The 22,789-nt window shown below is 44.7% G+C and carries 19 protein-coding genes; 11 read left to right on the forward strand and 8 right to left on the reverse strand.

What is annotated here, in order from left to right; all coding sequences use genetic code 11:
* Positions 1-352 precede the first annotated feature (352 nt).
* The 7 genes from C9J01_RS09850 to C9J01_RS09880 all read left to right on the forward strand — a co-directional run bounded on the left by C9J01_RS09850 (position 353) and on the right by C9J01_RS09880 (position 7,449).
* Positions 353-2,914 (forward strand): ExeM/NucH family extracellular endonuclease, encoded by a 2,562-nt coding sequence (locus C9J01_RS09850; RefSeq protein ID WP_107297982.1) that lies wholly within the window; start codon positions 353-355, stop codon positions 2,912-2,914.
* Positions 2,915-3,045: 131 nt separating this feature from the next.
* A complete protein-coding gene (locus tag C9J01_RS09855) occupies positions 3,046-3,324 on the forward strand; it encodes a hypothetical protein (RefSeq protein WP_107297983.1) in 279 nt (92 codons plus the stop codon).
* Positions 3,325-3,417: 93 nt separating this feature from the next.
* Positions 3,418-4,323 carry a DMT family transporter gene (locus C9J01_RS09860; RefSeq protein WP_336596069.1) on the forward strand — a complete coding sequence of 302 codons (906 nt, stop codon included), beginning with the start codon at positions 3,418-3,420 and terminating at the stop codon, positions 4,321-4,323.
* 353 nt (positions 4,324-4,676) lie between these two features.
* Positions 4,677-5,690 (forward strand): MFS transporter, encoded by a 1,014-nt coding sequence (locus tag C9J01_RS09870; protein WP_107297985.1) that lies wholly within the window; start codon positions 4,677-4,679, stop codon positions 5,688-5,690.
* Positions 5,691-5,823: 133 nt separating this feature from the next.
* Positions 5,824-6,348: a hypothetical protein gene (locus C9J01_RS29870; protein WP_237156932.1), complete on the forward strand. Its 525-nt coding sequence runs from the start codon at positions 5,824-5,826 to the stop codon at positions 6,346-6,348.
* 105 nt (positions 6,349-6,453) lie between these two features.
* Positions 6,454-6,729: a hypothetical protein gene (locus C9J01_RS29875; protein ID WP_237156933.1), complete on the forward strand. Its 276-nt coding sequence runs from the start codon at positions 6,454-6,456 to the stop codon at positions 6,727-6,729.
* Between the two features lie 27 nt (positions 6,730-6,756).
* Complete coding sequence (locus C9J01_RS09880) at positions 6,757-7,449, forward strand: SDR family NAD(P)-dependent oxidoreductase (RefSeq protein WP_107297986.1); 693 nt, start codon at positions 6,757-6,759, stop codon at positions 7,447-7,449.
* 21 nt (positions 7,450-7,470) lie between these two features.
* Here C9J01_RS09880 and C9J01_RS09885 read toward each other — a convergent pair whose 3' ends face one another.
* The 3 genes from C9J01_RS09885 to C9J01_RS09895 all read right to left on the reverse strand — a co-directional run bounded on the left by C9J01_RS09885 (position 7,471) and on the right by C9J01_RS09895 (position 9,497).
* Positions 7,471-7,761, reverse strand: coding sequence for a hypothetical protein (locus C9J01_RS09885; RefSeq protein ID WP_419686637.1), 291 nt, complete (start codon positions 7,759-7,761; stop codon positions 7,471-7,473).
* A gap of 107 nt (positions 7,762-7,868) precedes the next feature.
* A complete protein-coding gene (locus tag C9J01_RS09890) occupies positions 7,869-8,438 on the reverse strand; it encodes a DUF1349 domain-containing protein (RefSeq protein ID WP_107297987.1) in 570 nt (189 codons plus the stop codon).
* Positions 8,439-8,468: 30 nt separating this feature from the next.
* Positions 8,469-9,497 carry a radical SAM protein gene (locus C9J01_RS09895; RefSeq protein WP_107297988.1) on the reverse strand — a complete coding sequence of 343 codons (1,029 nt, stop codon included), beginning with the start codon at positions 9,495-9,497 and terminating at the stop codon, positions 8,469-8,471.
* A 128-nt stretch (positions 9,498-9,625) separates the two neighbouring features.
* Between C9J01_RS09895 and C9J01_RS09900 the strand changes: the two genes are divergently transcribed.
* Entirely contained in the window at positions 9,626-10,561 is a 936-nt protein-coding gene (locus C9J01_RS09900; RefSeq protein ID WP_107297989.1) for a LysR family transcriptional regulator, read from the forward strand.
* A 109-nt stretch (positions 10,562-10,670) separates the two neighbouring features.
* Here C9J01_RS09900 and C9J01_RS09905 read toward each other — a convergent pair whose 3' ends face one another.
* Positions 10,671-12,656, reverse strand: a complete 1,986-nt coding sequence (locus C9J01_RS09905; protein ID WP_107297990.1) for a bifunctional metallophosphatase/5'-nucleotidase — start codon at positions 12,654-12,656, stop codon at positions 10,671-10,673.
* A 687-nt stretch (positions 12,657-13,343) separates the two neighbouring features.
* Between C9J01_RS09905 and C9J01_RS09910 the strand changes: the two genes are divergently transcribed.
* From C9J01_RS09910 to pepT, 3 genes are all read left to right on the forward strand, one after another.
* Positions 13,344-14,204 carry a MurR/RpiR family transcriptional regulator gene (locus C9J01_RS09910; RefSeq protein ID WP_107297991.1) on the forward strand — a complete coding sequence of 287 codons (861 nt, stop codon included), beginning with the start codon at positions 13,344-13,346 and terminating at the stop codon, positions 14,202-14,204.
* Between the two features lie 181 nt (positions 14,205-14,385).
* A complete protein-coding gene (gene dcuC / locus C9J01_RS09915) occupies positions 14,386-15,747 on the forward strand; it encodes a C4-dicarboxylate transporter DcuC (RefSeq protein ID WP_107297992.1) in 1,362 nt (453 codons plus the stop codon).
* A gap of 80 nt (positions 15,748-15,827) precedes the next feature.
* Positions 15,828-17,069 carry a peptidase T gene (gene pepT / locus C9J01_RS09920; RefSeq protein WP_107297993.1) on the forward strand — a complete coding sequence of 414 codons (1,242 nt, stop codon included), beginning with the start codon at positions 15,828-15,830 and terminating at the stop codon, positions 17,067-17,069.
* 119 nt (positions 17,070-17,188) lie between these two features.
* Here pepT and C9J01_RS09925 read toward each other — a convergent pair whose 3' ends face one another.
* From C9J01_RS09925 to C9J01_RS09940, 4 genes are all read right to left on the reverse strand, one after another.
* The gene (locus C9J01_RS09925) at positions 17,189-18,676 is read right to left on the reverse strand and encodes an alanine/glycine:cation symporter family protein (RefSeq protein ID WP_107297994.1); all 1,488 of its coding nucleotides are present in this window, start codon (positions 18,674-18,676) and stop codon (positions 17,189-17,191) included.
* 565 nt (positions 18,677-19,241) lie between these two features.
* Positions 19,242-19,454 (reverse strand): hypothetical protein, encoded by a 213-nt coding sequence (locus C9J01_RS09930; RefSeq protein ID WP_107297995.1) that lies wholly within the window; start codon positions 19,452-19,454, stop codon positions 19,242-19,244.
* 302 nt (positions 19,455-19,756) lie between these two features.
* Positions 19,757-21,445: an NAD-dependent malic enzyme gene (locus tag C9J01_RS09935; RefSeq protein WP_107297996.1), complete on the reverse strand. Its 1,689-nt coding sequence runs from the start codon at positions 21,443-21,445 to the stop codon at positions 19,757-19,759.
* A gap of 369 nt (positions 21,446-21,814) precedes the next feature.
* Positions 21,815-22,750, reverse strand: a complete 936-nt coding sequence (locus tag C9J01_RS09940) for a LysR family transcriptional regulator (protein WP_107297997.1) — start codon at positions 22,748-22,750, stop codon at positions 21,815-21,817.
* Positions 22,751-22,789: the final 39 nt, after the last annotated feature.

Below are 22,789 nucleotides of genomic sequence, written 5' to 3' on the forward strand. Positions count from 1 at the left end.
AGTGACAATGTAACGCAAAATTTCATCTTAGAGTATTGTTAATAGAAGTGAAAACGCGCATTGCATTTTTATCAAAGTAAATCAATGGTTTCATTTAAATGTTGCGAGCAGTATTTGTGTTGGTATGTAACCTTGTGCACTTGAGTCAAGAATTGAAGAAAAACTGCATTTCGTGTCAGATCAAATTGATATTTGTAACACTGATATATAAAAATAGTCTCGCTCAAATTGGTATCTCGATATTACATTCGAAATTATATTAATTAAATAATTATTCACTGAGCATAATACTATCAGTTGGAAAACCTAAGGCTGGATAGCCTCTGGTTTTTATTTATATCGGAGTTTACACATGACACGAATCAACACATTAGCCAGTGCTATTGCCCTGGCTTTGATGTCATCATCTGTTTCTGCACAGTTATTAATAACGGAATATGTTGAAGGAACGAGTAATAATAAAGCTATTGAGGTGACCAACCTTTCTGAATCTGGAATTAACCTCTCAGAATATAGCGTGAAGTTGGCAATAAACGGTGCAGACTCATTTGGTACCACCATCAGTTTGAACGATGTTAATTTGGCGGTAGGTGAAAGCTATGTCCTTCACCATAGCTCTGCGTCATCAGATATCAAAGAGGTGGGTGACCAAGCATCAGGCAGCCTGAGTTTTAATGGTGACGATGTCGTTGCCTTGTTCGATGGTGAAGAGTTGATTGACAGCTTGGGCCAACTAGGTGTGCGTGAAGACTTTGCCAAAGATGTGACCCTTCGCCGTGACCCTTCAGTGACGACTGGAAGGACGGATGTCGAGAATGAATTTGACCTTGATGCGCAGTGGACAACTTTTCCAACGGATACTTTCGATGGCCTAGGCTGTAGCGGCCTTGAAGCCTGTGATGGCACAACACCGCCACCGAACCCGTTCGTGTGTGATACTGAAAACCTTGTGCCAATCTATGATGTTCAGGGCGATGGTGACAGAAGCCCATTAGTACCAGAAGGTAGCTTCGAGAGCCCAGAAAAATACTTTGTTCGTGGTGTTGTAACCGCAAGGGGCGAGAGCTTGTACAAAGGTTTCTACCTTCAAGACCCTTACGGTGATGGTAACGAAAACACATCAGATGGGGTGTTTGTTTTCTTGGGTGGCGGCACTGCACCAAATGACATTCAGCCGGGAGCAGAAGTCTGTGTTGAGGCAACAGTCAAAGAATACTACGGCAATACCCAATTGGATGTTCGCAACAATGCGTTTAAGGTAGTTAGCACGGATAACCCAATTCCAGCGCCGACAGCTTTCCGAGTGAAGGAAGGTGAAGATCTTCATACCGCTTTGGAACGTCACGAAGGTATGCAGGTATTGCTTGATGCAGACAGCCCGTTGGTGATTACGCGTAACTTCAGTTTCGATTATGCCTCATACCGTAATAACCTGATGCTGGCCCATAACACACCGCTTTATAACCCGACGCACCTTTATGCCGCAGAGACAGAAGCTGCCAAGCAGCAGGCTGCCGAAAATGCGATCAGCCGTGTTTACGTTGAATCAGATTACAAAGCCAAAGATGGTGAAGTGCCTTGGTTCGATAACTTCAATCCTGTAGATGGTTATCTCCGTATGGGCGATAAGCTTAACGGCCTGACTGCAATGGTGGGCTACAGCTACGGTGAATACCGCCTTGTGACAACCAATACTATCAATAGTGGTCACTTGGGGCGTGAGCCTGAAAATGAAAGGACAGAACAACCGGTGACTGCTTATGAAAATGGGTTGAAGGTCGCTGGCTTTAACGTGCTCAACTACTTCACGTCTTACGCGAAATCAGGTAACCCGAACCCTATGTGTACTGAAGCATCGGTAGGGCCAAACGATAATTGCTACCGTGGTGCGCCATCGGTTGATGAATTTGCTCTTCAGCAGGCCAAGCTCGTCAATGCCATCGTCGCGATGGATGCTGACATCGTTACCCTTATGGAGCTTGAAAATAACGGTTTTGATGAGAACAGTGCGCTCGATTCATTGGTGAATGCATTAAATGATGAACAAACGGATAAGAAAGATCACTACCGCGCAGTAAAAGTGCATAAATCAGATCTGACGTTTAAAGATGAACCTGGCTTTGAAGGTGTTGAATACTTTGGTACCGATGCGATCACAGTCGGCATTATCTACCGTCACCATAAAGTGAAGGCGAAGAACAAAGCACGCCAGATCATGATGCCGGAACAGCATGCGCCACTTGATGATGGCGGTGTGAAAAGTGCTTACCAACGCCATGCGATGATGCAGAAGTTCAATATCCCTGGTGCTAAAGATGATTTGACCGTGATTGTTAATCACTTTAAGTCAAAAGGCTCTACGTGTTGGGAAGACGATTTCATTTTCGGGGAAGATGAAGACGTTCAAGGCAGCTGTAATAACTTCCGTGTCTCTGCAGCTAAAGTTCTCGGTGAAGCCGTACAGGACATCAAAGGCGATGTGCTTGTGATGGGTGACTTGAACTCTTATGGTATGGAAGACCCAATCCTTACGCTTACCTCCTTCGATGAAGCTGACCGTGGCGGCAAAATCTACACGGCGTCTTACACCACACTGGATGGAAAAGTGTTTGAGAACGAAGGGCAATTAGTCGAAAAGGGCTATGGACTGGTGAACCTGAAACACAAAACCGACTATAGCTACAGCTATGAAGGTGAGTTAGGTAGTTTGGACCACGCCCTAGCTAGCCCTTCTTTGGTGAATAAGGTAACTGCGGTTGAGGCTTGGCACATCAACGCTGCTGAAAGTAATTTGTTTGAGTACAGCAGTAAGTACACCGGTGATCTGGAAAAATCAGACAACATTTACTCGTCGTCTGATCACGATCCAATCATTGTTACCCTGGAATACAAACACAAGAACGGCAAAAAATAACGTTTCTTGATCTGAAGAAAAACAACCGGCCTTGTGCCGGTTGTTTTGTTGGGACTGTACTTTGGGGCTGTACTAAAGTTGATTGCATACGGAGTGTCTATAACAGTGAACAATTAAACAAGGAGCACAGAATGCGCTTAATGTTACGTTTTTCCATTCCGGCCAAGAAAGGGAATGAAGCAGTTGCCGATGGCACCTTGGGAATAGCCTTCAAGAACTTGGTGGAGAAGGTAAACCCTGAAGCGGCATATTTTCACTTAGATGATGGCTGTCGAGCAGGGACCATTATCTTTGAGGCAACCGAGCAACTATCAATGGCTGAAATCAATGAGCCCCTGTTTGCTATGTTGGAGGCTAAAATTGACATCCAGCCAGCTATTAGTCTGGATGAACTATTGGAAAAGCTATAATAACTTATTGATATATCATTTGCTTTTATCCGCTAGCATTTCGATTCTCACCGCTTTATAGAGCCGCTATGATGTTAATCGAACACTCATTAGGTGGAATTTGAATTGAACTCTTCTCCATTAAAAACGGCTTTGTATGTTTCTAGCGCCATGTTGGCTTTTGCGGGTAACTCGATATTGTGCCGCTTGGCATTAGCTGAAGGGGCTATTGATGCCGCAAATTTCACCCTCGTGAGATTGGTATCAGGGGCAATAACCCTTGCGGTGTTGACTATTGCCCTGCATTCCCAATCATTCTTCAGCCCGTTTAACTGGAGAAAAACCGATATTCTCGGGGCACTAATGTTATTTGGTTATGCTGCGACCTTTTCATTTTCATATGTGAATATGGCGACGGGCACGGGGGCTTTAATTTTGTTTGCGTCGGTCCAGTTCAGCATGATTGGGTTTCATCTTTTCAGCGGTAACAGGATGAGCCTTTGGGAGTGGGTGGGACTGGTTGTGTCCCTGGCTGGTTTTGGGTATTTGCTTATTCCTAATGCCACCCGGCCCGATATTGGGTCAGCCGTGTTGATGGCAATTGCCGGGATATGCTGGGCTGCGTTTACTCTGTTAGGAAAGCGCGAAAGTGATCGCCCCTCGCTGTTGACCATGTCAATAAGCTTTATATTGGCCTCATTGCTGGGCGGAGGCATTGCCATGACTGCTGGGATGTTTATGCCAATGCCATTTCAAACTGAGCTTATTTCATCTCGTGGTTTAGTGTTAGCGGTGCTGTCTGGCGCGGTTGCTTCAGGTATTGGCTATGCGATTTGGTATGCTGTCTTACCAAGGCTTTCTATATTGCGAGCTTCTGTCGTTCAACTTTCGGTGCCGGCAATCGCCAGCATTGGTGGCTGGATAGTTCTTAGCGAGCAAATCACTCTTTCCACCACAATCGCCACTTTGTTGGTTCTGGGCGGTATTGCCTTAGTGTTTGCAGCAAGAAGCAATGAGTAAGCTTCCTCATAACCGCTATCTAATGGTTTGTTTACTATTAGCTATAGCCTAATAATTAATTAAGTATTGTCTGTCTAGTTGTTAATAATCGTTTTGAATAAGATAACTTTCATCGATGTAGAGCTAGGAAACAGACATGAATGCGACAACACAGAGCCGCCCCTTAAACCAAGGCGTTGGCTTAACCTTACTTGCTGGTTTACCTCTTTTCACCCTCTTACCATTGGGTTTAGATATTTTCCTACCAGCGGTTTATCAGATTGGAGAGTTTTTCAATAACCAAAATGTCCCCTCGATGGCAATCAGTATTTATATGCTTTTTTGGGGGATAGGCCAGCTATTCTGGGGGGGGGGTGGCCGATACGCTTGGTAAAAAGAAAATCGCCCTTATCGGTTTGGTTATCTTCTCAGTAAGTTCGTGGATGATTTCTGGCATTGAGCAAGACGAATCCCTGCAATTTCTGGCCTACCGTGCCCTACAAAGCTTTGGCGGTAGTGCTTGTTTTACTGCGATTTTTGCACTGATCCGGATGCGCTTTGAAGGCGCAATGCTAAACAAAGCCTATAGCTACTTAAACGGTATCTTGGCGTTCGTACCCGTTAGTGCCCCTTTGATTGGTGCCTATATTGTCGAAAACAGTGCCTGGTTTACCCTGTTTAGCATAATGGCTGTGCTGGGCGTGGTGAGCGTTGTGTGGATTATGCTGACATTGCCGGCTGACAGTGGCCAACAAAAGAGCAATAACTCTGCAGGTACTCAACAAGGATTTGTGAAGCGCTATCTGTCGGTATTGGGGAATATCCGCTTTCGTACCTACCTATTTTTTGCACTGGTGGCCCAGACACTCTTTATCTACTTGCTGACAGTTGCTCCTATGTACTTGATGGGTAAGTTGGGCGTGTCTCAGATCTTGTTTGGTCAGATGTTTATGGCGATTGCGATTGTGTTTATGGTCGGCAGTTTCATTGCCCCGAAACTCAATCAATTAATGAATATTAAAACGATCATTGGTGTATCCCTAAGCTTGATTGTGTTGGGCGCGGCTTTGATGTTTGCCATGAGCGGTATTCACGCATGGTATTCATTAATCATGCCTATGGTGATTGTTGCAGTGGGCTGTACCATTTTGTTAAGTAGCAGCCCTGCTAACGCCCTTGCTGATTTTAAAGAAAATGCGGGTGCCGCTAGTGGCCTATATACCGCAACCACTTTTGGTGTAGGTGCATTGGTTTCTGCGCTGTTCACTAAACTGGTTGATAGCACGGATTTGGTTCAGGTCGCGATGGTTTATGGTGTGTCTGCTCTGTTGGCACTGGCGGTATTTACTATCAACAAAACACTAAGGGCAGATACCCAAAAAGCTTAAGGGAAATTGTCACCCAAGCAACAAAATTCAAAACACCAAGCAGCTTTGTTCAATCAAACTCATCGGTAACGGCTTAATCTTTGATTAAGCCGTTACCGACAAGAATTCCCACATCCGATAGGAAATGAGCACGATGAATATCAGAACGTTTTTCTTTCTTTTGCTTGCCCTGATGAGCACTCAAGCATCGGCACAAGACCCGCAGACACATAGGCAACACGCAGACACAATTAATGCCTTCTTCTCTCAATACTCACTCATTGGCAAATCAGATTCTGAAGAAAAAGGGATGGAGGCTTTTGCTGAGCAGCGAATGGCGTTGTTTAGCAAAGACAGCAAGACAATCGTCCATGATGATGCCCGTACAGAATATCAGGGTAGAGAAGGGCATATTCAATCGATAAAAGATTGGTTTGCTATCTACAGCACTCAAGATGACTTTGATTATGAGATAAAAGGCAATGTGGGTGGCAACACGGTAAAAGTTGAGTTGTATGGCACCCTGCAGCAATCATTACCTGATGGCGAGAAGACGGTTGCCCCTGATGCCCATAAGTGGACAGAATATTTCACGTTTGATGAATCAGGGCTGCTCGAACGTTTGCAGATTGATATGAACCTATTGAGCGACAGCTATGACAGTCATGCCCGTGAGTAGCTGAGCCGTAATGATGTTGCGAGTTTTGTCTACCAGTGGTTTGCCGGCTTCGACCATCAACGTGAATCAGGCTTCTTCCTACAAAAAATCGCAGAGCCAGTAGACATGTATTACCCAGATTTTCCGGTAAAGTCCTATGATGACTTCCTGCGCTGGTACAAAGGGGTGACCGATAATATCACTTGGAATGCCCATGATATTCAAAACTTGTCTATCTCAGGCAATCAGGATGAAGGGTGGCAGGTCAGTTATGATGTGGTTTGGAAAGCGACGGCAAAAAATGGCGACAAATACGATATGCGGGTACATCAGCAACTCAGAGTGGTTCTGCAGCAGGGGCAGCTGAAAATTGCCAAACTGCATGCTGAAGTTATTGAATAACCCATGACAAGTTTTAGAGGGTAGGTTATGTCACAACCAGTCGCAATCATTACCGGTGCTAATCGCGGTTTAGGTAAAGAAACCAGCCGCCAGCTGGCCTCGCTAGGGTATAAAGTCTTTGTTACTGCGCGAAAATTAGAAAGCGCGCAGCAGACCGTTGAAGATCTAGGTAGTAAGAATTTGATCCCAGCGCAACTCGATATTACTGATGCTGATACTGTTGGGAGGTTCGTGCACTTTGTAAACCGTGAAGCACAAAGCGTGGACGTGCTAATCAACAATGCCGCGATACATTATGATACTTGGCAGAATGTGGTCGATGCAGATTTAGAGACGGTACAACAAGCGATGGATACCAATGTTTTTGGTGCGTGGCGAATGGTACAAGCCCTGTTGCCTTTGTTGCGTCAAAGCCCGAAAGCCAGAATCGTCAATGTCAGTAGCGGGGCGGTTGCACTCCATAATATGGGGGGCTCGACACCCGCTTACAGCATGTCAAAGATTGCTTTGAACGCATTGACCCTGATGCTGGCAAACCAGTTGGGGCAGGAAGGTATTCCGGTCAATGCGGTTTGTCCGGGATGGGTAGCCACTGATATGGGTGGCACAGGTGGTCGTCCTATCGAAGAAGGCGCAAAAGGCATCGTATGGGCTGCGACAATGGATCAAGATGGCCCGTCAGGCGGCTTCTTCCGTGATGGTCAACGGATTGATTGGTAGGAAATATAAAGTGGCAAACGGCTATTTCACCCGAAGTAGCCGATACCTGACGCCCTCAATATGAAAGACTAATACCTGAGAGACTTTCATCTCCTCAACCTTCTCTAGCATATCGGCATCAAACTGTTTTTTCTTCATCCATTGTAAGGGTTGTTTGAAATTATCTTCGCTGACAACAAATGATTCATCTTGAAGCGTGCTGCTTCGGATATTGACGACCCACACGCGGGATTGGAAATCAAGGACATCAGCGGCGGCGGATTTAAAGCGTTGCCAAAGTGAAGTGGGTTTGTTCATTTCTGCATTAATCATTACGGCTCTGATGCAGCATAGTGTAGCTTGCATCAATAGCAGAGGCTAGAGGCTGAAAAACGCCTCTAGGTTTGTCTTCGGCTGCTTGCTACTTATCGAAATGGCTTTTAGTTTGAGGCCAACACAAACTTTGAAAATTTTGCTGTCGACGGGGCCATTTTTGATCCTCCGAAGGTGTATAGCATCAGACCTTCTTCTTCGTCATCAAGGGCGTCAGCGGTACCAACCACTGTCCATTTACCATTGACAGACTCGGCATAGGAAGCGGTTATCAAGCTATCACGCTTTTCGATTTTGACAACCACATCATCTTTTGAGTAATCGATAAGCTGCTGTACTGAAGGGTAACCGTCTTTCTCGATAACAAACACTAGCGACAGCCTGCCATTGAACATCTCTTTGCTGATCTTTATGTAGTTGTCGGTATCCCAAATAATGCCCAGCCCTGCTTGTTCGTAAGTCCGTTTAGGGGTTAGGTTAATAGCAACCTGTGCACTGAAATTCCCTTTCTCTTTAACGCTATCTGGCTTTAACGGATGGATAAACATATTGTCCACCTCCGATGAGCCAGCGCCCCAGATGTTTCCTTCAGAGACTTGGACAAGCAATTCTTGGTCTTCAATACGCCAGTTCACTGGGTTGTCATTGCGAATATGCCAGTTGTTTATTTCAATCATGGTCAGTTCCTGTGGGTTAATTCAATGAAGTTAAATCATGCGCTGGCGCAACTGATAAAAGATATCGTCAATATTCGCAGTACCAGATTGCTCAATTTTGTTTAATTCTCTTTGTACTGTATCAAAGTAAAGCTGGTTGCTCATATCGTCCAACTGGCTGTAATAGTGAACTCTGCGACCGAGAATGAAGTTCTGTTGTTGCTCTGGTTGTAATGCCAAATAACGATCGATAGTCGCAAGAAACTGAGGCTTATCTTCAGGCAATTTACCATTTAGCTCCATAAGTAAGTTGATGGAATGGTAGTTGCCATAGTTACCATTAACGCTTTCTAGAAGGCTAATCAGCTTTCTTTGCTCCTCGACCATTTCAAGCTCTGTCAGAGGAGTGAAATTACCATCTTCCACCATACTATCGAGTTCTGTTCCGGGCTTAACGGCCAGCGACAGAATACGGATTTCATCGGGGTCAATCTGATTGAGTAGGGCAGCTGTTTCATTCACATGCTGATCTGAAAGCTCTTTGCCACCCAAGCCAAGAATGATAAATGTCATCATCTTCATGCCTGCCTGTTTGGCGTATTCCGCTGACTTGAGGATAGACTTAGGCGTGATGCCTTTCTTCATCTTCTGCAAAACATCAATCGAACCAGACTCCATGCCGCAGTAAAGCATGTTGAGGCCAGCGTCGCAGATGGCTTTCATCTCTTCCGGTGACTTTTTCGTCATAGTTTGGGCTCGGCCATAAGAGCTGATTTGTTTTAACTCAGGAAATGCTTGTTTAAGTGTATTCAATACATCCAGTAAATCCTGCGTATCCATGGCGAACGAGTCACCGTCTTGTAGAAAGCAAGTATCGAATTTCCGGCCCTTATAAAAGGCTTTCGCCGCCCAGATATCTCGTTTGATGTCTTCGACAGGGCGGATGGAAAAATCCATTCCGTCAAACAGGGTGCAAAAACGACATTTGTTCCAAGGGCAACCTTGGGTTGTTCTGATCAATAAACTATCGGCTTCTGATGGTGGACGAATTGGCCCTTGTTGAAACTGAATAGACGGCATCTTGATTATCCGGTCGGTAAGGAATTAATTGGTTGTCATCATAAGCCTTGTCACTTAACTTAAAAACGGCGTTGAAATTGATATATTATCAAAAGAGATTTGATAATAAGTTTATTGAAGGCACGTATATGCTCATCCAAGATCTTGAAGTGGTGTTGAAGGTGGCGGAGTTTCGCAGTATTACTGCGGCAGCGACCAGTTTAGATATGCGGGTGGCAACGGCCAGTGCAGCAGTCAAACGAGTTGAAGCCTCACTCGGCGTTGAGTTGTTTGTTCGTACTACCAGGCAACTTAGGATCTCTCCTGCTGGAGAGCGCTATTTACCCCAGTGCGAACAAGCCTTGCAAATGCTTGAAAGTGCAAAGCTAAATGTACGTGAAGATCTTGATGATATAGATGGTGAAATTAGGATCTCCCTGTCGTCAGATCTTGGTAGGAATGTGGTGACCCCATGGCTGGATGCGTTTCTGGCCAATCACCCTAATGTCGCCTTGCGCAGTAATATCAGTGATAGCAATATCGACTTTTATCGTGACTCGGTTGATATGGCCTTGCGGTACGGCTCTCCCAATGATGCCAGTATGTATGGTTTCAAAATTTGTAATGTGCCTCGTTTGATGTGTGCGTCAGCTTCCTACCTTGAATCCAATGGGACTCCTAACTCGCTAGAGGATCTGAAACAACACAATGGTTTGTTCTACCAGCTTCGCGATATTGTTCAGGATGAGTGGCGGTTCAATGTTGGTGAACAGAGCCACAAAGTGAAACTAAGGGGAAACCGCTCCTCCAATGACGGGGATTTGGTCAGGCGCTGGTGTGTATCGGGGCAGGGGATTGCAATTAAATCCTGCTTGGATATGGCTGATGATCTTCTCAATGAGCGGGTGATTAACCTGATGCCAGACTACAAACCCACCCCGACCGAGCTATGGCTTGTCTGCCCGAGCCGCCAGTCGATTACACCGACAGTAAGAATGCTCCGTGATTTTTTGCGAGAGCAAACTCGTGAAGTGTTATTAAAACTGGTGGACGCAAAAGTGCTAGAAAAGAGTGTGTTGAAGTAGAACTAGCAAGACAGGAGCCGTAGAGGGAAATAAAGTTACGGCAGAATAAATAAAAAAAGAGGATGGCCTATGCCATCCTCTTTGTATTTTTCATAGCGGTTGATACAAATTAGTTCGCGCGGTTAAACGTTACTACGTTGTAGTCAAGCGGCTTCAGTGTTGGCATGTTTTCAGCGATGTAGTCGATAACAGCTTGTGCATCGGTGTTACAGCGGAAGTTGTCAGCCTTACAGTTAGGGGCTGCGCCTTCATAGTTCACCTTGAAACGACCATCGGCCTCGACGATGTTCTTCACTTTGAAGCCTGTCAGCTTGCCGTCAACATATGCAAGGTCAACACGGCCAGAAGATTTCTGCTGGGCTGTAAATAGCGGAGTCCAACCATCGTTACCTGTTGCGTTGTAGTTGTTGATAGCAACGTTGTAGGTCTTGTTGTCTTCGATTGGTGTCCAAACCGGTGCTTCAGCAGTGCCAGTCATCACTTCAACGTAATCTAGCTTACCGCTTTGGTAAGGCGTCGTTTCTGTGTACTGGTAACGGATGTGGCCACCGTATGGGAATTTACCTGCGTGAGAACCTTCAGGAAGGGTCGCAGAAACTGTACCGTCGATCAGCTCTTTGATGTCTTTACCTTTTACAGGTACGACAGACATGAAGTTAGAGAACGGTAGTAGTTCTAGTGAAATGTTACCTTCACGGTATTCACCCGCTTCAATGTTGGTACGGATACCGCCAGCACCGATCAGCGAGAAGTCAACTTTCATACCAGTGACAGCAACAACTTCTGGTGAGTTAGCCCAGTAGTACTGGCCTGCTGCCAGGATAGGGGCTACATCAGAACCGTGTGCATCTGTACCGCCGTCACCCGGACGACGTTCGTGGTTGATTTCTTCAGGAACCTGAGCGATTACCTTGCCGTAAGCTTCGTTAACCGCTGGTTTGTACTTGGTGTCGATGATCTGACGCATTACCGCTTCTTCTTCGGTAATGGTGATGTTGTCTTCCCCTTCGATGAAGCTCACAACGTTGGCGGTCTCATCAGCACTGAATTCGCTACCGGCTTCACGTAGCGGCGAGTGGAAATACTCGTCGTTACTTAGCAATACGTTAAGGCCGGCACAGTTAGTCACTTTACCGTTGGCGTCGAAGGTAACATCTAACTGACCGATAGCTTGCGCGTATTCACCGGCTTGAACAACACATGTCTGGCTCTGACCGTCAGGGTTCTGAACCATTTGTGCGTATTCGCCGCCATTATCGTGGCCTAGGTTGGTGAAGTCGCCCAGTAGGGTGTGTGAGTGACCGCCTACGATTAGGTCGATACCATTAACCTGTGATGCAACGTCTACATCGATTGCGTTACCGATGTGGGTAACCGCGATGATGTTATTGATGCCTTTGGCATGGAACATATCAACAGTTGCCTGCGAAGATTCCACCATGTCATGGAAAATTACGTCACCGGTATTAGGCGCGATGTTTGGCATGTCGTCTAGTGCGATACCGAAGACAGCAACAATATCTTTGCCTGCAGGAAGGTTATCTAGGTCAGTAACTTCTGTTTTCTGGTTGCCGTCGAAAGCGTAAACAACGTAAGGCTTGAGGTTGGTTTGGTCTTTCAGGTCGGCATCTTGGCTAGCGTCAATGTTAGCAGCTAGAACAGGGAAGTTGATGTCGCCAATGAACTGGTTAAGTTTTGCGTTGTTCAGGTCAAACTCGTGGTTACCCAGTGCCATGGCATCAATGCCTAAGCGGCTCAGTAGTTCAGCATTCATTGCGCCTTCATTGAGTTTGAAGTATGCGCTGCCTTGCCATGCGTCACCACCGTGAAGGAACAAGAAGCTCTGGTCATTATCTTCAGCCGCTTTCTTATACTCATCAGCCATCGTTTGCAAACGAGGGAAGCCACCGAACTCGTTGTAAACTAGCTTGTTTCGCGCCCAGAAACTGGACTTAACAGGATCGAAATTGGAATGCGTGTCGTTGATGTGGGCGACAGTAAGGGTAAAAGAGTCACCTGTTTCAACTGTAGACTGAGCACAACCAGCTAGCGCCGTTGCGACAGAAAGCGCGATAAGAGGCTTAGTAAACTTCATGGGATAACCTATTTATAATTATCTGTTGATGGATGAATGCTGTGAATACTATTCAACCACAGAGAAAAGCCTTATTACTGTAAGGCTTGCGCACTATATACGAGTTAAAACAGAGGAGCAATTACAAAACGGAGACATAAAACTTCGGTTATTGACCGCCAAGCAAACGATTGTGTGTAACGATTGCTTAAATTAGCGCAGGTTATTGAATATAAAGGAGCTTATAGGTGGCAGTTCAACGGCTGAATTTACGTATGAACTTGTAACCAAGTGTACTAGTAATTTATCCGGTGAATGTATTAATGTGCTTTTGCTTTTAAAGTAATCAATCGCTCAATTTTTTTGTGAAGTGTATTCAAACTGGGAAAAATATCCCATGAATAAAATGTCACAGCCTTGGTGAATTGATTTAGCGCAAAATATAAGTTGAGTGTTAAACACACCTTTATGTTAAAAGCATAACTACTTTAAAATCGATCGGTTAATCAAGATATCAATATACCGTATATAGGTTCTGTGTTAATGCGGTGTGAAAATAAGATAAACAAATAATGAATCATTGATGCTGATGTGTATTGCTTAAGCGGGTGATCACAAAATTTTGCTGGGAAAATCGTATTCCCTTGCCTATTTAACCTCTGAGTGGAAAAATTTCCCACATAAAGAAAAGCGCGGGAAATTACACCCATGAATAAACAAGAGTTCATTAATGCGGTCAATAAATTTGACTCCTATACGGCAGCGGAGAAACGTATTGCAGCGTATTTTATGGAACATTACACCATGCTGCCGTTTGCTAAAATTGATGAACTCTGTAAACAAATTGGCGTAGGGAAAGCAACCTTAGGGCGTTTTTTACAGCGTTTAGGGTTTAGTGGTTTTATTCAATTTAAAAAAGAAGTGTCTGACGATTTGGCACAAACGTTAACTACACCAATCGAACGCTATGAATACCATACTCATGATTCATCACAAGATACTATTGAGGGTTTATTAGCAAACCATTATCAAGAAACGATTGATAATGTGGACAAGACATTCAGCAGTTTACCTGAACAAGATTTTGAGTCAGCGATGAAATTAATGCGACATGACAAGGGTAAACTGTACGTGATGGGTAGTGCATCCTCTGAAGCATTAGCAACATACTTTTACCTATTGGCTAGGTACTTACGTAAAGATGTCGTGTTACTGAAAGTTGATATCTCAACCTTGCCGCATCAATTAGTGGATGTGACCAAAGACGACGTATTGCTGGCTATCTCTTACCACCGCTATTCGTCTATCACTATCAAACTTGTCCGTTGGTTCAATGAGTGCGGAGGCCATAACATCCTGGTGACTGATCAACCAGTGAACCCTTTTGTCTCTTATTGTGATGTCCAGTTTATTGTCGAAAGTGCCGGAAGAGGTTTTTTCAATAATCGCGCGGCAGGTTTTGCATTGATAGAAGCGTTTATCAAAGGGCTTTCGATGCACCAAGAAAAAGATAATCGATTTAAACGAATAGAAGGGTTATTCGACGAGTTTAGTGTATTTAAAAACTAGTACTTAAAAGTTAACACAAATATTTATATTTAATTAACCTGATTGAATCCTTATAACTAACTATTTTGTTATTCAGAATATCAATGTTGGGATAATCAGGTGTGGCATTACTGTATCCAAATTTTAACTCATATTTATTAAACCAATAAATCACATTTATTCTCTCTTGAAGGGGTTGTTAATGATTACATACTTAGCTCTACCATCAATATTTGGTGTCGGATATTTTATTGTCAAAAAATATAATACTCAGGCGGTATTATTTTTGGCAGGTCTAATGATGATTGCTCTTGGAGTGATAAGCGGTAATACCGACTTCATGCCAAAGGGTGGGGCGCATACTGGCTCTGTGGTTGTCGACTTTTTTGAAGTGATCAAGGTTATCTCATCCTCTACACTCGCCAAGTTGGGTTTGATTATCATGGCTGTGGGTGGTTTCTCAAAATACATGGGCCACATCGGTGCGGCAAATGCCATGGTGCAGATTGCAACTAAGCCACTGTCTTATGTAAAGAACCCTTATTTGGTGTTGGCGATGGCGTATGTTATCGGCCAATTGATCAATATATTCATTCCTAGTGCAACCGGTCTGGCGCTACTTTTGTTGGTAGCTATGTACCCGGTTTTGGTCGGTGTAGGCTGTAACCCGGCAGCTGCAGCAGCGGTGGTTGCAACAACCGGTTGCTTGGATCTTGGCCCAGCATCATCGGCAGCGAACAAGGCTGCAGAAGTGTCAGGTATTGATGTCGCTACATACTTTGCGAGTTACCAGTTGCCTGTCTCTATAGCGGCGATGGTGGTGATTGCGGTTCTGCATTTCTTCTGCCAGCGTTACTTTGACCGCAAAGACCAAGAGAACGGCGTGACTCACGAATTTAACCTTGAGTCAAAAGAGCAGCGTGAAGCACCTAAGTGGTTTGCTATTCTGCCTGTACTTCCATTGTTGCTGCTTCTTACCTTCAGTAAGTTTGCAATCACCTCAATTCGGATGGACGTGGTTACCGCTATGTTTATCGCGTTGTTTGTCTCTATGGTATGTGACTTCATCTATACCCGTGATGGTAAAACCGTTGCTGCTTCGTTAAAAGTGTACCTAGAGGGTATGGGTGGTGTTTTTGCTGGCGTGGTTACCCTGATCATTGCCGCTCAGGTGTTTGTTGTTGGCCTAAGCGCGATTGGCTTTATCGATTTGCTTCTTAACTCAGCAGCAAACTTGGGCCTAGGTTATTCAGCCATGGTTGTGATGCTGGTGGGTATTATCATTACTATTACCATGCTATCAGGGTCAGGTAATGCCGCATTCTTTAGTTTCTCCAACCTAGCCCCTGATGTGGCGTCACAAGTCGGTACGGCTGCGGCACATGTCGCGCTACCAATGCAGTTATCAGCGGGCCTGATGCGTTCGGCCTCACCGGTTGCCGGTGTTGTGATCGCCTGTGCGGCGGTGGCCAATGTCTCTCCAATTGAGTTGGCAAAGCGTACTGCGATTCCAATGCTTGGTGGATTGCTGACGGTAATGATTTGCTCACAGCTTATTGTGTAAGCAAGCCTAACAACGAAAACAATTAAGTTTACGGCAGAGTATTTCTCTGCCGTATTTTCGATTAAGATCGGAGCTGAAACATGAATATTGTCGATAGATTTATCAACTATACCCGTATCAATACAACGACCAGCCGCGAAAAGGGAGCCGCTGGCATCATGCCTTCTTCCCAAGGGCAAATGGAATTGGCGACCTTGCTTAAGGCAGAGCTAGAGGCACTAGGTATGGAAGAGGTCGTTCTACGCGATACCGCGATCCTTACCGCGACCTTACCGGCTAATACTAATAAAGATTTACCTACTGTTTCATTCTTTGCCCACCTAGATACCAGTGCCGAGCAAACCAACGACACCAAGGCCCAGATTGTTTCTTACCAAAGCGGTGATATCGTACTCAATGAAGCTTTGGAGATTGTGCTCAAGGAATCAGAGTTTCCTGAAATTGCCCAATATCAGGGACAAGACATTATTGTGACCGATGGCACCAGTTTGTTGGGTGCAGATGATAAAGCTGCGATTGCTGCCATCATGCAAGCGCTTCAGGTGTTGGTTGCAAACCCAGAGATTGTACATGGCCCGGTCAAAGTAGCATTCCTGCCTGATGAGGAGCAAGGTTTGCGCGGTGCCAAGGCCTTTGATGTTGAAAGTTTCGGGGCTGATTTCGGCTATACCTTGGATTGCTGCGGCATCGGTGAGTTTGTTCATGAAAACTGGAATGCGGGTAATGCGGTAGTGACCTTTACCGGCCAGTCAGCCCATCCTATGTCTGCTAAGGGTAAACTGAAAAACTCTCTGTTGATGGCGCATAAATTTATTGCCATGCTGCCACCGGGTGAAGCACCGGAATATACCGAGGGTAGGGAAGGCTATTACTGGGTCAAAGAGATGTCTGGTAACAGTGCCAAAACGGTGTTGAAAATGGATATCCGTGACTTTACCAAGCAGGGCTATGCCCATCGTATGACTTTCTTGCAGCAACTTGCTGATAGCTGCCAAGCATTATGGGGCGAGGGACATATCGATATCGAGCTGTCAGACCGCTACGAGAACGTTGCCAACAGCCTCGAAGGTGAGGCTGGCTTCCCTATTGAAATCGCCAAGGCAGCTTATCGACGTAACAATATCGAGATGAAAGCGATTCCAATGCGTGGCGGCTATGACGGCGCGGTGCTTTCTCAAAAAGGGTTGCCTTGTCCGAATATCTTTACCGGAGCCCATAACTTCCATTCTATCTACGAATACTTGCCTGTTAAATCACTTCAAGCTGCAAGCGATGTGGTGGTGGATGTGATTCGGATTACGGCTGAAGAATATGCAAAGTAACGCGTGATGGGGAGTCAACGCCTAGGGGCGTTATAAGCGAGTAAAGATGCTTTGTAACCGATAAAAAAAAGAGCCAGCGTTATTCACGCTGGCTCTTTAGTTTGTATTGTCAGAGAAGATTACTTGCTAGTAGCAGCTACTGGCTCAGTACCTTCTGGGTGCCATGCACCGTCTAGGTCATCTAGCTCTGGGAACTTAGAACGGTCGAACTCTGGCGTTTTACCCGCTTTAAGCTGTGTTTCGTAGTCTTTGATAACCTTGATAGCCAGCTTAGATAGCATCACTAGTGCAACAATGTTGATTAGCGCCATCATACCCATAGATGCATCAGCTAGGTTCCATACCACTGGTAGTGAAGCAACAGAGCCGAACATCACCATGATAAGTACGCACACACGGAAAGCGAATAGGCCTTTCTTGGTGTTACCGTTCAGGAACATCACGTTAGTTTCAGCGTAGCTGTAGTTCGCGATGATAGACGAGAAACAGAACAGTAGAATCGCTGCAGCCATGAAGTAAGTCGTCCAGCTACCTAGCTCGCTTGTTAGCGCTTGCTGAAGCAGGCTGATACCGGTTGCCGCGTTTGGCTGATCCATCACGCCACTTAGCATAATCATTGCTGCAGAAGCAGAACAGATAACGATGGTATCAACGAAAACACCTAGCATCTGAACGAAACCCTGAGACGCTGGGTGGTTCGGGTTTGGTGTTGCACTTGCCGCAACGTTTGCTGCAGAACCCATACCTGCTTCGTTCGAGAATAGACCACGAGCGATACCGCTTTGCATTGCCTGTGCAATAGTGTAAGCCACACCACCTGCTGCCGCTTCTTGCCAGCCAAATGCGCTCTTAACGATAAGAGCTAGAACTGCCGGAAGCTCAGTGATATTCATGATCACGATGATCATTGCGATTGCCAGGTAGCCGATAGCCATTACTGGAACAATTTTCGCAGATGCTGCTGCAATCTTACGTAGGCCGCCCATGATGAAGAAGGCAGAGAAGGCAACAATCACTACACCCATGATAGTTTCGTCAAAGCCGAAAGAGTGGCTTAGCGCATCTGTGATGGTGTTTGCTTGTACTGCGTTGAACACCAGACCGAATGCAATGATCAGGAACACTGAGAATAATGAACCCATCCAGCGCATGCCTAGGCCTTTTTCCATGTAGTAGGCTGGGCCACCACGGTATTGGCCGTCAACATCTTTAGTTTTGTAGATCTGAGCAAGTGTTGATTCGATGAAAGCCGTAGACATACCGAATAGGGCAATCAACCACATCCAGAAGATAGCACCTGGGCCACCAACGGTAAGTGCAACAGCAACACCAGCCATGTTACCAGTACCTACACGGGCTGCCATTGATGTACAGAACACTTGGTAAGAGCTGATACCGTTATCAACATCTTTACCGCTTTTTAGGACATCAACAGAATGGCGGAATTGGCGAATTTGGATAAAGCCGAGACGTAAAGTGAAGTAAATACCGACTGCTACCAGTAGGTAAACAAGGAGTTGGCCCCAAAGTACACCGTTAATTGCGCCGATGACAGCCTCAAGGCCATCGTTCAGCGAGGTCAACCAAGTTTCGTTTGTAACACTCATACTAATTTCCTGTATATGACACTCAACCATTTAAAGGCGGTTGAGCAAACTGAAACGTCCATTTACATGACAGTTCATGAATATGATTCTGAATTTATATTTTTTATTTACTGGAAGAATCCAGCCATGTGTAACTTGTTGAAGTTACATTTGTGAAACATAGAATCAGGTGTTTCATCTGTAGACGGGGCAGTAAGTTAGCACGAAATTCGCCTACATCAGCGTGATGTATGTCACGTTTTTTCAATGAGATTTGCGCAACTCAAGCTTGCAATACTTCATTCTGTATAATTAAGCCAGTAATTTCAATTGCTTAAGTTTGTGTAACTGTGTTTCTTACAGATGCTTAATGAACAATGTATAATTGATGATATTTTTGGTTTTTACTCTGCGTTAACCAAATAACGCAGAATATTTAACCGTGATTTGTTGTGTGGATTTCAACTATTCTTAACATTTGAGAATGGCTGTGAAGGGATTGAATGGCAGTAATGAATAATATTTCATGAAATAGTTAAATAAAAACCGCCCATTAAAAGCGGTTTTAACCAGTTAAAATATGAAATTAGTGCAGTAAGGCAGTTTTGCGGTGTTGGTAGGTGGCTTGGTAAGCGTTGGTTTTTTCTTCACGCCGATTAGAAATACTGGTGCTTTCTTTATTTGCTTCGACGTTATGCCCTTCAAATTGATGCCCGCAGATGCACACATATCCCCCAGTTTCTGATATGAGATATTCTTCATCTTGGCCACATTTAGAGCAAGTTGGTAGATCTTGCATATTATTACCAATACCTTTTTTATGAATACAACGAGGGAGTTTTATACCCAATATCAGACTAATGCTTAGTTTGATTCGAATATAGTAATTCTACCGGGGTGTATAGAGTATCGGCTTAAAGGATTTTTTGGAGGAAACACGAAAATTATTAATATTGCAGCTAAGCAAGTTTGCAAATCCAAAAAAGAATGTATAAGGACGGAGTTAATGTGGCTATTTCTTAACCATTTTATTGAAAAAAGACCCGCCAGTTGGCGGGTCCTTAATACAAAATAGCTTGTGGTGGCTATATGCAGTCTGTATTAGAAAGAAGTACGCTTGTAACGACGGTACTCTGCATCCCAGAAGTTGTCGTTGATCTTCTCTTTAATACGCTCGTCGGTATTCTTAGGTGCTTTACGCTGCTCAACCGCTTTCTTAGCAACAGCGAATGCGATATGACGAGAAACGTTCTGGATCTCTTCCAATGGCGGTAGAAGGGCACCACTACCGTTAATGGCCAGTGGTGAGCACTCTGCTAGGGCACGGCTACTTTCCATCAGCATTTCATCTGTTACACGACGAGCACCTACAGCCAGTACGCCCAAGCCAATACCAGGGAAGATGTAGCTGTTATTACACTGGGCAATCGGGTAAGTCTTACCGTTGTGAACGACAGGCTCAAACGGAGAACCGGTTGCAACCAGTGCGTTACCGTCAGTCCAGCGGATGATATCTGCAGGAGTCGCTTCAACACGGCTGGTTGGGTTTGACAGTGGGAAGATAATTGGACGCTCGCAATGGGCATGCATTTCGCGGATCACTTCTTCACTGAATAGGCCTGGAACGCCAGATACACCGATCAGAACCGTTGGTTTGGCATTACGCATTACATCCAGTAGCGAGATGTTGTTATCTTCCGTATCCCACTCATTGATTGTTGAGCGCGTTTGTACCAACTTCTTCTGGAAGTTGATAAGGTTTGGCATGTCATCAACAAGCAGACCCCAACGGTCAACCATGAATACTTGACTGCGTGCCTGCTGATCAGTAATCCCTTCAGAGACCATCTGAGCAATAATCGCCTCAGCAATACCACAACCCGCAGAGCCGGCTCCCAAGAATGTCACACGTTGTTCAGACAGTTTGCTTCCTGCTGCTTTACATGCTGCAAGTAGTGAGCCCACGGTTACCGCTGCGGTGCCTTGGATGTCATCGTTGAAGCAACATACTTTGTCTTTGTAACGCTCAAGCAGAGGCATGGCGTTCTTCTGCGCAAAGTCTTCGAACTGAATAAGCGCATCAGGCCAGCGCTGTTTAACGGCTTGGATAAACTCGTCAACAAAGTTGTCGTACTCCTGGCCAGAAATACGAGGATGACGCCAACCCATGTACATTGGATCAGACAGGCGTTGTGGGTTGTTGGTACCAACATCTAGAACAACCGGTAGGGTGTAAGCCGGGCTGATACCGCCACAAGCTGTGTACAGAGAAAGCTTACCAATTGGAATACCCATACCACCGATACCTTGGTCGCCCAAACCAAGAATACGTTCACCGTCGGTCACAACAATAACTTTTACGTTGTGGCGAGATGCATTGTTTAGCATGTCTTCAATGCGATCACGGTTAGGGTAAGAGATGAAAAGACCACGGCCACGACGGTAGATGTTCGAGAAGTCTTCACATGCAGCACCAACAGTTGGCGTGTAGATGATAGGCATCATCTCTGAGATGTGGTTTTCAACCAAACGGTAGAAAAGGGTTTCATTGGTGTCTTGAATATTGCGAAGGTAAATATGCTTATCCATATCGTTTTCGAATTTCAAAAACTGCTTATAAGCACGTTCTGTTTGTTCTTCAATGGTTTCGATAGCTTCTGGAAGCAAGCCTTCCAGGTTGAAGAACATACGCTCTTCGACAGAGAATGCACTACCTTTGTTTAGCAGGGGAGTTTCTAGCAACGCAGGGCCGGCGTAAGGGATATAGAGGGGGCGTTTATCGTTATTCATGCAATAGACTCTGTTTCATGGGTAGTAAGGAAATGGGCTATCGTAAGATTTTCCATTTAGGCGCTAATCGTAGATCTACCTTGCTGATTATTCAAAGGGAAAGCGCAGAAATTTCGAGGTCTAGATCAAGTTTTGGAGGGGTTTTTTACGGTCATTAACACGGTAAAATGTTCGTGTTTGAAATTATGTTATTTATGTTGCTCCCTGTTTGCTTTCTTGGTTGTAATTTGTTGTTGTTTGTTTCTCATTATGGTGGATAAAAATCGCACGAAGCCAGGGGATTTATCATAGTTTGATTTTTGTTGATTGTGTTAACTTGTGGTTGCGTTTGTTGATTTTTATGGTTTACTTGGTTTTTCCTGTGATCACTTATTGTTGTGTGTTGAATGGCGTTCTCAACACATCTATGAGTTCTGAATCTGGATACAGCAAATCCGCTTGCCTTTCCAAGACAAAATCAAGGAAGGCCTTACCCTCACGTGACATGAAATGTCTTGGCGGGTGCACAAGCCATGATAAATTCATTATTGGTGCGTAGGTTGGGATAATTAATTGCAGAAGACCTTTTTCCACAAACTGTTTGCCAATGCGTCTAGAGGTAAAAAGTACCCCCTTATGCTGTGTCGCCGCTTCTATCATTAGCAATATACTGTTCACAGTAAGTGAAGATTTCGGTTGGATGATATTTCCGTTTTTACTCGTTACCTTGTCGAAAATTTGACCATTACTAAATCTATATACAATGAACAAATGCTCTACTAAATCTTCCAGTGATTGCGGCTCACCATATTCAGCAATATATTGGGGTGAGGCATATAAACCGAATGTTTCTCTCGCCATCTCCCGGGCGACCAAGTTTTCTTCACTGACTTTGTTCGATAACCGAAAAGCCATATCAATATTGTTTTTAATTAAATCTTGCTCATAGGGTGAGCTAATCACCTCAACGTCAATATTCGGGTGCAATGTCATAAAGTCCAAAACCAATTGAGCTTTATTGAGCATGACAGGCATGATCATGATTTTTAGTTTGCCCTGCAGATCATCTTCTGGTGTTTGTAGCGATAAAACGGTTTGGTCGAGATCCTTGATGATCGACACCGTTGAGATATAAAAGCGATTTCCAGACTCAGTCAGAGTGACATTCCTACTGTGACGATGGAATAATTTGATACCGGTATCTTCCTCCAACTGTTTGATCCTGCGACTAATGTTTGACTTGGGCAAGTCCATCCATTTCGCGCTTTCAGAAATCGAACCAAACTCCACAACTTTATGGAATAGCTTTATATCTTCAGTTTTCATATTACCAAGATGATAATGGTTGTAAGTTCTATTTTATCA

It is taken from the genome of Photobacterium rosenbergii (genome assembly GCF_003026455.1).
GTDB lineage: Bacteria > Pseudomonadota > Gammaproteobacteria > Enterobacterales > Vibrionaceae > Photobacterium > Photobacterium rosenbergii.

Bases quoted from the DNA above. Each gene is read 5' to 3' on its own strand.
- C9J01_RS09850 (WP_107297982.1), top strand. From the start codon at position 353: ATGACACGAATCAACACATTAGCCAGTGCTATTGCCCTGGCTTTGATG.
- C9J01_RS09855 (WP_107297983.1), top strand. From the start codon at position 3,046: ATGCGCTTAATGTTACGTTTTTCCATTCCGGCCAAGAAAGGGAATGAA.
- C9J01_RS29870 (WP_237156932.1), top strand. From the start codon at position 5,824: ATGAATATCAGAACGTTTTTCTTTCTTTTGCTTGCCCTGATGAGCACT.
- C9J01_RS29875 (WP_237156933.1), top strand. From the start codon at position 6,454: ATGTATTACCCAGATTTTCCGGTAAAGTCCTATGATGACTTCCTGCGC.
- C9J01_RS09880 (WP_107297986.1), top strand. From the start codon at position 6,757: ATGTCACAACCAGTCGCAATCATTACCGGTGCTAATCGCGGTTTAGGT.
- C9J01_RS09885 (WP_419686637.1), bottom strand. From the start codon at position 7,761: ATGATTAATGCAGAAATGAACAAACCCACTTCACTTTGGCAACGCTTT.
- C9J01_RS09890 (WP_107297987.1), bottom strand. From the start codon at position 8,438: ATGATTGAAATAAACAACTGGCATATTCGCAATGACAACCCAGTGAAC.
- C9J01_RS09895 (WP_107297988.1), bottom strand. From the start codon at position 9,497: ATGCCGTCTATTCAGTTTCAACAAGGGCCAATTCGTCCACCATCAGAA.
- C9J01_RS09900 (WP_107297989.1), top strand. From the start codon at position 9,626: ATGCTCATCCAAGATCTTGAAGTGGTGTTGAAGGTGGCGGAGTTTCGC.
- C9J01_RS09905 (WP_107297990.1), bottom strand. From the start codon at position 12,656: ATGAAGTTTACTAAGCCTCTTATCGCGCTTTCTGTCGCAACGGCGCTA.
- C9J01_RS09910 (WP_107297991.1), top strand. From the start codon at position 13,344: ATGAATAAACAAGAGTTCATTAATGCGGTCAATAAATTTGACTCCTAT.
- dcuC (WP_107297992.1), top strand. From the start codon at position 14,386: ATGATTACATACTTAGCTCTACCATCAATATTTGGTGTCGGATATTTT.
- pepT (WP_107297993.1), top strand. From the start codon at position 15,828: ATGAATATTGTCGATAGATTTATCAACTATACCCGTATCAATACAACG.
- C9J01_RS09925 (WP_107297994.1), bottom strand. From the start codon at position 18,676: ATGAGTGTTACAAACGAAACTTGGTTGACCTCGCTGAACGATGGCCTT.
- C9J01_RS09930 (WP_107297995.1), bottom strand. From the start codon at position 19,454: ATGCAAGATCTACCAACTTGCTCTAAATGTGGCCAAGATGAAGAATAT.
- C9J01_RS09935 (WP_107297996.1), bottom strand. From the start codon at position 21,445: ATGAATAACGATAAACGCCCCCTCTATATCCCTTACGCCGGCCCTGCG.
- C9J01_RS09940 (WP_107297997.1), bottom strand. From the start codon at position 22,750: ATGAAAACTGAAGATATAAAGCTATTCCATAAAGTTGTGGAGTTTGGT.